At 47.0% G+C, this 13201-nt stretch carries 8 protein-coding genes; 1 reads left to right on the forward strand and 7 read right to left on the reverse strand.

All coding sequences use genetic code 11. The features are described from left to right. Positions 1 to 9 precede the first annotated feature (9 nt). Complete coding sequence (hutI, locus tag WAE59_RS17375; RefSeq protein ID WP_337857232.1) at positions 10 to 1263, reverse strand: imidazolonepropionase; 1254 nt, start codon at positions 1261 to 1263, stop codon at positions 10 to 12. A gap of 3 nt (positions 1264 to 1266) precedes the next feature. Continuing rightward, positions 1267 to 2805 carry a histidine ammonia-lyase gene (hutH, locus tag WAE59_RS17380; protein WP_337857233.1) on the reverse strand — a complete coding sequence of 513 codons (1539 nt, stop codon included), beginning with the start codon at positions 2803 to 2805 and terminating at the stop codon, positions 1267 to 1269. Between the two features lie 76 nt (positions 2806 to 2881). On the opposite strand from hutH, the gene WAE59_RS17385 reads away from it, so the two are divergent. Continuing rightward, entirely contained in the window at positions 2882 to 3766 is an 885-nt protein-coding gene (locus WAE59_RS17385) for a LysR family transcriptional regulator (protein WP_337857234.1), read from the forward strand. Here the strand turns inward: WAE59_RS17385 and WAE59_RS17390 are convergent. The 5 genes from WAE59_RS17390 to WAE59_RS17410 form a co-directional block, all read right to left on the reverse strand. Beyond that, entirely contained in the window at positions 3763 to 4134 is a 372-nt protein-coding gene (locus tag WAE59_RS17390; RefSeq protein ID WP_337857235.1) for an STAS/SEC14 domain-containing protein, read from the reverse strand. The genes WAE59_RS17385 and WAE59_RS17390 overlap by 4 nt on opposite strands. Positions 4135 to 4218: 84 nt before the next feature. Next, the gene (locus WAE59_RS17395; protein ID WP_337857236.1) at positions 4219 to 6618 is read right to left on the reverse strand and encodes a PAS domain S-box protein; all 2400 of its coding nucleotides are present in this window, start codon (positions 6616 to 6618) and stop codon (positions 4219 to 4221) included. Positions 6619 to 6961: 343 nt separating this feature from the next. Beyond that, positions 6962 to 8917, reverse strand: coding sequence for a glycoside hydrolase family 97 protein (locus WAE59_RS17400; RefSeq protein ID WP_337857237.1), 1956 nt, complete (start codon positions 8915 to 8917; stop codon positions 6962 to 6964). 170 nt (positions 8918 to 9087) lie between these two features. After that, a complete protein-coding gene (locus WAE59_RS17405; protein WP_337857238.1) occupies positions 9088 to 10692 on the reverse strand; it encodes a DUF6377 domain-containing protein in 1605 nt (534 codons plus the stop codon). Positions 10693 to 11230: 538 nt separating this feature from the next. Beyond that, the gene (locus WAE59_RS17410) at positions 11231 to 13180 is read right to left on the reverse strand and encodes an amino acid permease (RefSeq protein WP_337857239.1); all 1950 of its coding nucleotides are present in this window, start codon (positions 13178 to 13180) and stop codon (positions 11231 to 11233) included. Positions 13181 to 13201: the final 21 nt, after the last annotated feature.

A 13201-nucleotide genomic window follows, 5' to 3' on the forward strand; every position in this document is an offset into this window, starting at 1 on the left:
GGTGTTGATTTAAAGGGATGAATAGGCTAGTTTTCCATTTTTCCAGACCTGAGCAGGTTTCAGTTTTCCCTGCTGATACAGGATCTCCCGGTAGTCGGCAATTGGGAACAAGTTGAAATCGGCTAAAAGTCCGGGTTCCAGCTTTCCACGATCATCCAGTCCGATGGCTTTTGCTGCCCTAAAGGTAATGGCAGCGAATACCTCTGCATTGGAGAGTTTTTCAAAGGTACCCAGGATTGCCGCCTGTGTTAGCAGATCGCCCATTGGGGCAGAGCCAGGGTTCCAGTCACTGGCAATGGCCAGGCTGGTTCCCGCATCCAGCAACCTTCTTGCCGGAGCAAAGGCGCAGCCGAGGCCAATGGAGGCGCCTGGCAGCGCTATGGGAATGGTATTGCTTTTAGCCAGGAGCTCGATTTCTTTGTCGCCGCTGGCCTCGAGATGGTCGGCACTAAGGGCATCGAACGCCACAGCAATTTGACTGCCCTCGCAACTGAACTGATCGGCATGTACGGTCAGTGCAAAGCCACAGCTTTTTGCTGCATGGAAATAAGGGCCGATCTCTTCCGAAGAAAAGGCACCCTTTTCGATAAAAGCATCGATGCGGGTGCTCAATCGCTCTTTGACGAGCAAAGGAAAGAGTTGGGTTGCCATGTCGCTAAGGTATTCCTGCCTGCTGCCCGTATAATCTCTGGGGAGCATATGTGCGGCCAAACAGGTCGCGACCAGGTCTGCCCCTGTCTGTTCATCCGCCAGGCGGATCGCACGCAGCATCTTCAGTTCTTCCGCGAGGTTTAGACCATAGCCACTTTTAACTTCGATAGTGCCTACCCCTTCGGAGAGGTGGCGGTTGGCCCGCCGAATGGTCAATGCTGCCAGTTCTTCCAGGCTGGCTTTCCTGGTGTGCTGTACAGTATCCCAGATGCCACCCCCGGCCTCCGCAATTTCCAGATAGCTCCTTCCGGAATTGCGCATGGCATAATCATTGGCCCTGCTGCCAGCAAAGCAAATGTGGGTATGCGCATCTACAAAACAGGGGCTGCAGACATAGTCGCCCTCCGGAACAATCCGTATGGCTTCCAATGCATCTGCTTCAGCTTCCAGCGATTCGTAACTCCCAATGCGATAAATCCATTCTTCCATCAGCAGGATTCCTCCCTGAGGGATGATCTCCAGTTCGCTATCCTTTAGTGCAGAACGATCGGGCAGCCCTGATAAAGTTAGGATCTGCGTGATCGGACCGATCAGTGTATAAGTAGCTCCCATATCTTAAGCGTTAAAGTTTGGATCAGTTTCTTTAGCGATACGGTAGAGCTGACCTTGTTTGACCATTTCTATAGCAGTTTCCATCATCTCGTTCATCAGCTGGTCCTCTTCAATATGTGGCAGATGTTCCCTTACATAGGCTTGAACCGCATTGATGATCGTTCCCGAGCGTAGTGGCGCGTGATAGTCCAGAGCCTGTGCAGCGCAGAACAATTCTATACCCAGAATTTTCTCTACATTGTCTATCACCTGAAGTGCTTTGCGGCCACTGATAGAACCCATGCTCACATGGTCTTCCTGTCCAAGTGAGGTGGGGATGCTGTCTGCACTTGCGGGGAAGCAAAGTCCTTTGTTCTCGCTGGCCAATGCTGCTGAAGTATATTGCAAAATCATGAAGCCCGAGTTGAGTCCGGTTTCCCGCATAAGCAGCTTGGGTATATTTGGAGCACTGCCTTCCAGCGAAAGATAAATCCTCCTGTCCGAGATATTGCCGATCTCCGATGCCGCAAGGCAGGCATAATCGAGAGGCATAGCGATGGGCTGGCCATGGAAATTGCCGCCGCTAATGGTAAGGTCTTCGCTAAAAATTACGGGATTGTCCGTTACGGAATTGAGTTCTATTTCCAGGATCTCCCGGAGGTGCTGCCAGGCATTCCTGGAGGCGCCGTGTACCTGGGGTATACATCGAAGCGAGTAGGGGTCCTGCACACGGCTGCAGTTTAGGTGCGAAGCCACGATTTCAGAACCTGCGAGAAGGGTTCTGATGTTGGCCGCCACCTGAAGGTTCCCTGCATACGGTCTCAGCAAGTGTAGGCCTTCATCAAAAGGCTTCGCTGAACCAGATAAACCTTCCAGCATCATCGCAGCTACAATGTCGGCGCTGGCCAGCAGATTGCCGAAACGTTCCACAACTTTCACCGCATGGGCTGCCATGAACTGGGTACCGTTGATCAGCGCAAGGCCTTCCTTGGCACCAAGAGAAAGAGGGGCTAATCCATGTTTGGTAAGCAATTCAGCCGTAGGGACGATCTTCCCTTCATGGTGCAGTTTTCCAAGGCCAATTAAGGGTAGGAATAGATGCGATAATGGTGCAAGGTCGCCAGAGGCACCTACAGAACCCTGTTTCGGGACAACCGGAATGGCATTATGCTCCAGGTGCCAGATCATACGGTCCAGCGTAGCTTCCTGTATGCCCGAATATCCCTGTGCCAGTGCCTGAAGTTTCAGCACCAGCATCAGCCTTGAAATGCTTTCCTCGATCGCTTCACCGATCCCCACTGCATGACTTTTCAGGATGTTCTCCTGGAGTTTCCGTGTGTCTGCAGCAGAAATCATGGTGGTGCAAAGCGGGCCAAATCCAGTATTTATGCCATAAACTGCCTTATCTGATGCGGCGATCTTTTCTACGATCGCACTGCTTTTATTGATTTTAATGCGGGTCGCAGCACTTAGGATTCCTTTTACCGCACCTGTACTGATTTGTAAGGCTAGGTCGGTTGTCAGCTGTTCTTCACCGTAGTGGAAAATCGGATTAACATTCATGCTTCAAATGATTTACACAAATGTAATCCTTACATTTGATACCTATAAATACCAATTGTATCATCATTCAATAACTATGGGTTATCAGATAGAACTTAGGCACCTTCAGTATTTCCAGGTTTTGGCAGAGGAACTGAAATTCAGAAAAGCGGCAGAACGCTTGTTCATCTCCCAACCTGGGCTGAGCAGACAGATCAAACAAATGGAGGAGATTTATCAGGTGAGCCTCTTTGACAGGAGCAAAAAAAAGGTGGAATTGACTGAAGCTGGCCGCTACCTGAAACAGGAAGTGGATTTTATATTTTCTCAGCTGGAGCAGATCAGGCAGCAACTGGACAACATCGGTCAGGGCCGTGAAACGGAACTGAGGATCGGTTTTTTAGGTTCTGCTGCACAAAAGGCAGTTCCCGATCTGGTCGTCAAGCTGGCCAGGGAGCATCCCGGCATCCGGACCATCCTTGAGCAAATGCCGAATATGCGGCAACTTGAACTGCTGGAAAAGGGACAATTGGACCTGGGTTTTGTACGCTTGCAGCAATTGCCCGAAGGCATTTCCCGACATGTCATTCAACAGGATACTTTTTCTCTGGTGTTGCCTCTGAACCATGAACTCGATGAGGCTAATTTTGTCAGCATCCGGGAGCTGAATGCCGAACCTTTTATTTTCTTTTCCAGCGACGACAGTCCCTTTTATCATGAACTGATCATGAGCATCTGCGAAGATCATGGCTTCCGGCCAAAAGTATTTCATAAATCAGTGGATGCCCTGACCATTTTTAAACTGGTAGAGGAGGGTCTGGGCTTGGCTATTGTTCCAACCTCATTGCAGCATGGCTATAACCTGAATGTGAAATTCATTGCACTCCGACATATCAGACAGCGGACGGAGCTTTCGGTAATCTGGAAATCATCAAACAGGAACCCGGCACTAAAGCAGGTGATCGAGCTGGTTTCAGGCTAGACCTCTTTTTTACTAACCCAGTTTTTTGCTTTTTTTAGTTCTGCGATCCCAAAGCCACGGGCTTCCCCTGGTGCTACGTAACTAAAAAAGTCTGTAAAATTAGCGACTGCTTTCTGGTCGGTGACGATGGCCATTTTTTTCCATTTGGTAAAATGCCTGATGCCAGCGATCATATCCTGAAACCAAGCACCCGGAGTGAAGTTTTCCACTCCCGTCTCCAGTACGAGCAAATAGTGGATCTCTCCATATTGCTCAGTTAGCCTGCTCAGCCCCGGAAGCAGAACACTTTTCAGATCTTGTTCGTCCACTTCAGCAGTGGCGCGCACGCCCAATACATAATCGGGCAGGTTTGGTATAAGTGACAACATATATTCCTAACAAAACCCGGTCTGGCTTTGTTTGGTATTTGCCAACTGAGGCTGGAAGGCGGCTTTATTCTGGTTTTCATAAATCTAGAGTTCCAGTAATGGAAGTTTGAAATAGAAAGTCGTGCCGGTACCGAATTCGCTTTCTGCCCATATCTTCCCCTGATGCCGCTTGATGATTTCAGCACAAAGATACAGCCCCACCCCAAATCCGGAAATCGTATACATGTGGCTTCCTTCAACCCGGTAATAGCGGTCAAAGATGCGCTCCAGGTCATCTGTTTTAATGCCCATTCCCCGGTCGGTCACGCTAATTATAGCTGTTCCATTGTGCCTGATGCAGGCGACGTTGATGGTGCTGGCCTGCGGAGAATATTTGACTGCATTGCTGATCAGGTTATGGATCACTTGTCCGATTTTATCGCGGTCGGCATAAACTGGAGTATGCTCCACAGGTTCAAATGTGATGGTATGGCTGGTCATCGTCGTCTGCGCTTCTTCTTTTGCTTCCTGAACCAGTCCGGCCAGATCAAAGTGCTGCAGATCGATGTGGATCTTTCCTGACTCCAGTCTTGATACATTTAAAAAGCCATTGATCATATTGGTCATTTTGCCAATCTGTGTGTTCGCCTTTTCCAGGGCAGAGAGGATGAAGTCATCTTCCTGTTTCCGGAGCTTGAGCGTGAGGAACTGGATGTAACCTTTCATGGATGTCAGTGGAGTTTTAAGCTCGTGGCTGACCATTCCTATGAAGTCATTCTTGCGAATCTCGTCCTGCTTCTTCTCCGTAATTTCGTGAAGTACGCCTGTAAAGTAGTCCTTGCCATCACTGTGCTGCATCTCCCCGATACCGCGGACCCAGCGGATTTTGCCATCGTAATAGCCAATGATCGGGTATTCCAGATCAAAGCGTGTGCCCTTACTGAAGGCCGATTCGACAAGGTCTATAACTTGCTGCCTGTAGTCCGGATGGATCTGGTTAATGGCAGTCTCATAAGAAACTTCTTCATGGCCATGGTAGCCAAAGAACTGCTTAAGTTTGGGCGAGGCTACAAAAATACGGTCAGCCGCATTGATGTAGAATGTTCCAAGGCCGGCTGCTTCAATGGCCATGCGCAGGTTTTCCTCCGCCCGTTTGATTTCTCTGGCGGCCAGATACTGTTCAGTGATGTCCATCACTACCCCTGTAAAGGCAGAAAAGGTTCCGGAGGGATCTGCCTTCAGGTTGCCTATGGCGCGGAGCCAGCGGAACCTGTTGTCATGGAGGCCTATGACTGGATAAGTGACATCATAGTGGCCATTATTATAAATAGCATTTTCCAGTTTCTCGGAAACATAGGAACGGTATTCATCTGTGATCTGTGCCAGTGCCTGCTCTATCGTAAAGCCTTCATCAGGATAATAGCCAAATAGTTCTTTTGAACGCGCATCCGTAATGAAATCGCGTGTCACGGAATGGATGAACCAGGTTCCGAAATTGGCGGCATTAATGGCCAGGCGAAGTGCGGTTTGACCTTCTTCTATTTTATGCTGGGCCTCGATCAATTGTTCATTGAGTTGTGCCAGCTCTTCATTCGTTGAGGCGAGTTCCTCATTGGAGGCGGCCTGCTCTTCATTGGTGGCTGTCATTTCCTCGTTTATTGCCTGCAATTCTTCCGAACTGCGTGCTAGCGATTCTTCCCATTCCTTGCGCTCAGTTACATCACGTGTGATGCCTGCCACGGCTTCTACTTCACCATTGTCATCAAATACAGGATTCAGGATATAGTCATAGATTCTTTTGCCTAAAATGGCATGCGGAAAAGCAACCTCCCCCCGGATCGGCTGTTTTGTGGCCTTGATCAGATCTATCTCCCGCTCATGCATTTCAGCATGCCAGGGCTCATAACCATTTTCCAGCAAGTTTCGCCCAATGGCAGTTTCCCAGGTTTTGCCCCACATGGTCAGCAAGGCACTATTTGCATAGGTGAAACGGTAGTTGAGGTCGAAGACATAGATGAGGTCCGGTGTACCTGAGGTAATGGTTTCGTACACACGTTTCTGTTGTTCTGAATGCTCTTTTGCCTCACGCAAGGCCTGTTCAGCCTGCTTTCGGTCAGTGATGTCGCTGGCTGTGCCAACCCATTCAATAATCTCGCCCTGATCATCCAGGATTGGAACCGCACGGGAGAAAGTCCAGCCCGGCGTACCGTCGGCCCGCCAAACCTGATGTTCCAGCTCAAAAATTTTCTTTTCCCGAATGGCCTTCTCTATTGTTTCATTTACTTTCTCCAGATCGTCAGGATGAACGTTCACGGACTTCCAGTCAGTAGTGGGATGCGGTGCGTTTTTTAAAAAACCACGGCCATCAAGTTCACGCATCACCTGCCAGTCTGCACTCAGGCTATAAATGACATCTGAAGAGGCGCTGACCAGCGCCCTCAAGCGTGCATCACTGGCAGCTGCACTTTGCTCATTAGATCTGGAATTATGATTTCGCTCAGTCATAGCAGTAGGTAAAACAATTTTTGTTTCAAAAAACGGGAGAAGATAATGAATTGTTTCCGCAGCTGAAACTTATTTTCTTACAGAGGCTGAAGTTTGCGTGATATACCTGTGAATTTAGGAACGATGAGCTGGATGGGCTAGGGATGTGTTCGGGATGCGTTCGGGTCCGCGAGATCCCTGAGACGTACCACCTTGATCTTATGGACATCCTTGAAACGTCGCCGGATGTCTGAAGGATGTCCATAAGATCAAGGTGGTACGAAGTAAGGATGTTTCAGTTTCTAACGCAAGTCGAGCGATACCTCTGGTCATCACTCGGCTTGCATTCGTTTTTTATATAAATCTATTTTAATACTGCGGCCCATCCACCGTTGCGAACCATTTTGATGGTAATCTGGTCACCGGCTTTCACCTGGACAGATTTTTTTCTATAGTCCATTGCTTGTTTGCCTGCGTTGATGCCGTCCTCAAAGTACGTCATGGTATAGCTTTTGCCTTTTTCCAGGAAGTCAAAGTTAAGTGTTAAACTTCTTTCATTTTCTTTGCCATTTGTGATGCCTCCGATAAACCATTTGTCGCCTTTTCGTTTTGCTACTACTGCCAGTTCGCCTACAGTCGCTGCCAGTGCTTTCGTTTCATCCCAGGTAGTAGGTACGCTGGTGATGAATTCTGTGCAGTCCGGGCTTCGGTAATAAAGTGTCGGATTATCTGCCAGCATCTGCACCCCGCTTTCAAAGACCACATACAAAGCAAGTTGATAAGCCCTGGTGCCGATACCACTCGCGTTTGGCCTTGTTGCCCGGTTTACATCCGGTTGCATGTTGATCATAGCTCCGGGTGTGAAGTCCATAGGGCCCACGGCATTGCGCATGAAGGGGAGGTAAATGCTGTTGTCAGGTGAACAACCACCCATTTGTTCCAGTCCCCTTACGCCTTCATAAGAAAGCAGGTTTGGGTATTTATATTCTAGTCCGGCGGGCTTGAAGGAACCATGGAAGTCGACGAATATATGGTGTTTGGCCGCCTCTTTTACTACATTCTCATAGTAGTTGACCATCCATTGGTCGCTGCGGTCCATAAAATCGATCTTGACACCCTTGATCCCCCATTCATTAAAAGTCTTGAAGAGGTCCATGTTGTTGTGTACGGTCAGCCAGGTCAACCAAAGGATAATATCTACATTTTTGGTCTTGCCATATCGGATCAGTTCTTTGACATCTACTTTCGGATTTGGGGTGTAAGGATCGGTAGTGCTTTTAGCCCAGCCTTCGTCCATCACGATGTATTTGATGCCGAATTTTGAGGCGAAATCGATGTAATATTTGTAGGTGTCCAGGTTGTATCCGGATACAAAATTCACATCAGGTCCGTATGGTGTAGCGTCATTCCACCATTCCCAACTGGCCTGTCCGGGTTTGATCCAGCTCGGGTCAGTGATTTCACTTTTGGCCGAGAGTTTTAAGGTCATGGTATTCTCCATGAGTTGGCGATCGTTTGAAGTGATTACAAAATAGCGCCATGGAAAGTTTCTGGTACCTTTGGTTTTGGCGATGTAGTCTGCTGACTTGATGATCTTTTGGCTCCTGTCGCCATCCGGTCCAAATTCAAGTGGCGCTTTCGGGAAAGTGCCCTCCAGTCCGTTGTTTCCGCTGCCTTTAATAAAAAGTGCAGGGTAATCAGACAGATCCGATTCGCTGACCAGTATTTTGTATTGTTTTTTGGTATCGATTAAGAGCGGAAGGTTGGCCATTTTGTCGGTCGCTTTCCAACTGTTGGATTCGATGTGCTGGTATGCCTCTTCGTATGCAGTTTTAAAGCCGTTGTTCTGCTGTACATGCAGCAGGTATTTGTCGGGGAAATTCAGCGCAAACTCCTCGTTCAGGATTTCTACATCGCCCTTTTTACTGGTGATGAAGCGGTAGGCCAGGCCATCATCAAAAGCGCGGAATTCCACAGCGAAATTCCCTTTGAAATTCAAAATCAGCCCGTTGTAGTTGTTTTTTACGCTAGCGAATTTCAGTGAAACATAAGGCTTGATCAACTCTGCCCCTTTTGTTTTTTTGGAGGAGATCAGCTTTGGGTTTCTTCCAAGGATTTCATCTTTCAGGGTAAGGGAGAGAGAACTCTGGTTGATTAGCTCCTCTTTTTTCCCTGAAATGGAATAGGAGATCTTTTCGCCCAAGCGAATGGCAACTTGTATTTCTCCGTTTGGAGAAGCCAGGTCAATTGGTTTTGACTGTGCAAGGAGTTGTGCTGAGAGCCCTGCCAGCAGGATCAGACAAGCAGTAGTTTTGGTCATCAAATTCATATATGTGGTTTTCGTGTGTTGTTCATTACCTCTTTTACAAATTTGTGGATCACATTTTGTATTTCCGGTACGTACTAAGTGCCGATATGGAAAAATCAAAACGCTATGGAGATTAAGTGGTTGATTAGTAGTTTTTTGATTTCCGTTTTTACTGAAAAAATCTAGGAAATATCGACGAATTTGATGTTCATAATCTCCTGATCAAAGGCATTTCCTTGTACAATGGCTTTTGATTTGATCCGGTTTCTGTACGTGTATACGGTGCTCACTGTAGTCTCTAAGATATTGGCGATGGTTTGGGTGTCTTTAATGCCCAATCTCATCAGAGCAAAGATCCGGAGGTTGGTGTTGAGGATTTCCCGGTTTTTGGGCCAGATCTGGTCTTCAGGTTTCAGTAATGCGTTAAAGGCATAGATGAAATTTGGAAAGAGTTTCAGGAATATGGTATCAAAGGTGTAAAAGAGGTTTTCTCTTTCCTTTTTGATGTCGATTTCTTTTGTCAGTTGCATCAGACCCTCATAATTTTCTGTCTTGAGCCGATGCTCGGTGTTCCGTTTCACCTTTTCCAGAATGGAGATATAACCCGAGATCAGGTGGAAAAAGTGGCCTAAATATTCTTCCTTAATGTATGCGTCTTCCAGCAGGCGTTTGTTCATCTCATCAAGGTGTCGGTATTTTTCCCGGACTGCTGCCTCCCTTATCTTTACTTTTTTCAAACGCTTGTAAACGATATAGGAAATGATGGCTATGCCGATCAGGGCAAGCGTGACTATGCTGATCAGTATCACCAGCGTATCGATTTTTTCATTCTCAGATCTGATCAGCTTTTCGGCCGCAAGCCGTGTCAATGTGGTAGCGATCGTCTTTTTCTGGATTTCGTTTCCAAAGAATGCAGCCTGGGCCATTGCTTCGGTCAGTAGAAGTTCGGCATCACCGAGTTCCCCTCTGTCCAGAAAACTGTTGCCCAGTCTAAAAATGGCTAGCGTCTGTTTGGTAGCAGTCCTAATGTCAGCGATGGCTGCTGTGAGCAATAGCCTGTCCTTTTCCGCATCAGGTACCAGATAACTCAGGTCATGCGCCACCATGGCCCGTTGATGGATGCTCAGGTCCTTTCTATTGAGCAGCTGTTTCAACACATCTGCGGCTTTTTTTTTCTGGTTAGTGATGCTGTACAATTGCCCGGTATATTTATACCTTTCATAGCTTCCTGCTTTACTCAGCAGCACTACCGAGTCGAGTGTTTTAATGAATGTGCTGCGGCTTGCCGGAGAGTAGAACCTGTGGGTATTGTAATTGGCCAAGTCGTGGAATGCCCGGGCTTTGAACTCATAGAACCGCAATCTGGTAGTGTCGGGAAGCATTCTGGAATTTACTTGGGCGATGCAGTCGAAAGCTTCTTTGTGCATTCCCCATGACAACTGCAGGGAGCCTAACCTTATTTTACTTTCGTATTCTTTTAAGGGCTCCCTCAGCAAATTGCTCAGTTTGACGAGTTCATTGGTATAGACATGGGCAGAATCGAAACTGTAATCTTTGTAGGCATCGATCAACTTCACAAGGACCGTATACCGAAAGGAGATATCCTTTTGGGGAACAGCGGCAAGAGATTGCTTGAGCCTTTTTAACTCAGCTTCTTTGATCTGGTCGTATTGTGCTTTTTTGAGAATCTCAGATTTGAGTACGGCCAGGAGACTGTCGGAAGACTGTCTGCTGTGTGCAGGTTCTAATAAAAGTATGGACAATAAAAACGTCAATATTATTCTCACGGGGCAAGCCTTTTTATACATTGAACCTAACTGGTGCTTCAGCATATAGGCTGTAAATAACAATCATAGTCTAAAAAATATGTAACTTAATATGTGATTTACAGGCTGGGTGAATTTGGGAAAATCGCAGATGCAATATGAAGATATTTTTTTTAATCCCACCTATCACTTTCGTTTTTTTTGAACTGTAATTGAACAGTACTCTAAAGGCTTTAACATGCATGCAGTGGTGCTGCGTTTCATTCAACTGAAGAAAAATTACAGGGAAACAATAAAGGCTCCGGGGAGGAGCCTTTTCATTGCGGTTGTCCAACCAGCAATTTTTATAGGGATAATTAGGAGGGCAATTAAACAGGTCGAAACCTGTTAGGGCTTTAATAGAATCTAATGTAGAGAATAATTCTCATAATGTAGAATATTTCTGAAAAAAAATAAAAAAAGTGCTGAAATGGCTAAAAGTTGGGTATTTAATTACTCAATATCGCAAAAAGAGCAATGCCTATGGGACATCGCTCTTTGAAATTTTGGTCTTTTTGGATTATTTGTCCAATAAGCCCAACTTGCTGTGTTTGAATCCATAGAGGAAATATACTACCAGACCGATAACTAGCCAAATCCCGAATCCGATCCAGTTGGAAATACCCAGTTCACACATCATATACAGACAACTGATGAGACCCATGACAGGGATGAGCGATAGGTTTTTGATAATACAATAGTAAGTAATTAGTAAGCAGATGAAGAGGAAAATCCACATCGGGATCTTGTGTTTGAAAAGATTCCATCCCGATTCGTATTTCTTTTCAGCTGAAACTGCGGAGCTGTCGATGAATTGCTGGTATTGTGTTGCCGAAAGCTTATTGAGGTAAGCTTCTGCATCGATTGTAGAATTGACAATCCCTTGTTTTGCCTTCTCTGCGCGGATTTCTTGTTTGATGGTGTTGAGTTCTATGCTGTCCAGAGCAGTAATGAAACTGACCGGCTCATGCGTTCTGGCCTTATTAAATACAAAAGCGGTACTTTCTTCTTTGTACAAAGTGAAGGCAAGGATGAGTGCGCCGATCAATACAAATGGAATAATGAATTTCGAGTTGACATAAGGGATCCTGAATTTGCCCCTTTGGACATCGGGCCGGTTCTGGAGTACGAGTACGCCGGCGCAGACCAGTACAAAGGCAAATAGCGTGCCGATGGAGCAAAGGTCTGTAACGATAGTCAGGTTCATGAACAACGATGGGATGGCAACAACAAATCCTACGACTACCGTGGCAAAGGATGGCGTTTTGTATTTGGGGTGGATCCTGGAAAAGGATTTTGGGAGGAGCCCGTCTCTGCTCATACTCATCCAGATTCTCGGTTGGCCCATCTGGAATACCAGCAGCACGCTCGCCATGGCAAACACAGCGCTCACGGCTATGATTCCGCTCATGAGCTTGAGGTCGATTTGGTCAAATACAAAAGCTAAAGGATCACCTACGGCCAATAATTTGTAGTTGACGATCCCTGTGAGGACCAAGGCGATGGCAACGTAAAGAATGGTACAGATGATGATGGCCCACATCATTCCCCTTGGCAAATCTCTTTGGGGATTTTTGCATTCTTCAGCCGTAGTGGAAATGGCATCGAAGCCGATATAGGCAAAGAATACCGCTGAGACTCCTTTTAGAACGCCTGATACACCATTCGGCGCAAAAGGGTTCCAGTTACCGGTATCTACATAAAAAACACCTACAGACAGTACAAGCAGGATTACTGCGAGTTTCACGATCACCATCGCATTGCTGGCATTCCGGGATTCTTTCATTCCACGGTAGACCAGCCAGGTGATGAAAATAATGATGCCAAGTGCTGGAAGGTCCGCTACGAGGTGGAAACTGCCGATCCGGGGTGCGGTGATCCAGGCATTGTTGGCAATGCGTGTGGCATCATCCAGATCTGCAAAGTTCTTTCCGGCCTTGACTAGTGCTTCTGCATGATTGTGACCATTGTAAGCAGTCAGGTAGTCCATAGTCGTCCATTCGGGAAGGTGAATCCCGTTGATATTGAGGGCAGGTATCTGTATGGAAGAGAGCAGGCCTGTAAAATAATCGGACCAGGAAATCGCAACGGTGATGTTCCCGATGGCATATTCCATAATGAGCGACCAGCCGATGATCCAGGCAACCAATTCGCCAAAGGCAACATAAGAATAGGTATAAGCGCTTCCGGAAACGGGCACCATAGAGGCGAATTCGGCATAGGCAAATGCGGCAAAACTACAGGCTATGGCGGTGAAAATGAAAAGGAAGATAACCGCTGGCCCGCCATCTGCGCTGGCTTTACCAATGGTACTGAAAATACCCGCACCAATGATGGCTGCAATCCCGAATGCAGTAAGGTCCCTTACGCCAAGAGTCTTGTGTAATGAAGTGCCGTGCTCACCGTATCCCTTGGATGCGTCTTCCAGGATTCGGGCGATGGACTTTTTTCTGAAAAGTTTTTCAAACATACTTGTTTGGCTTAGTTTTGT

The sequence above is a fragment of the Pedobacter sp. GR22-6 genome, assembly GCF_037402555.1.
Classification (GTDB): Bacteria; Bacteroidota; Bacteroidia; order Sphingobacteriales; family Sphingobacteriaceae; genus Pedobacter.

Bases quoted from the DNA above. Each gene is read 5' to 3' on its own strand.
- hutI (WP_337857232.1), bottom strand. From the start codon at position 1,263: ATGGGAGCTACTTATACACTGATCGGTCCGATCACGCAGATCCTAACT.
- hutH (WP_337857233.1), bottom strand. From the start codon at position 2,805: ATGAATGTTAATCCGATTTTCCACTACGGTGAAGAACAGCTGACAACC.
- WAE59_RS17385 (WP_337857234.1), top strand. From the start codon at position 2,882: ATGGGTTATCAGATAGAACTTAGGCACCTTCAGTATTTCCAGGTTTTG.
- WAE59_RS17390 (WP_337857235.1), bottom strand. From the start codon at position 4,134: ATGTTGTCACTTATACCAAACCTGCCCGATTATGTATTGGGCGTGCGC.
- WAE59_RS17395 (WP_337857236.1), bottom strand. From the start codon at position 6,618: ATGACTGAGCGAAATCATAATTCCAGATCTAATGAGCAAAGTGCAGCT.
- WAE59_RS17400 (WP_337857237.1), bottom strand. From the start codon at position 8,917: ATGACCAAAACTACTGCTTGTCTGATCCTGCTGGCAGGGCTCTCAGCA.
- WAE59_RS17410 (WP_337857239.1), bottom strand. From the start codon at position 13,180: ATGTTTGAAAAACTTTTCAGAAAAAAGTCCATCGCCCGAATCCTGGAA.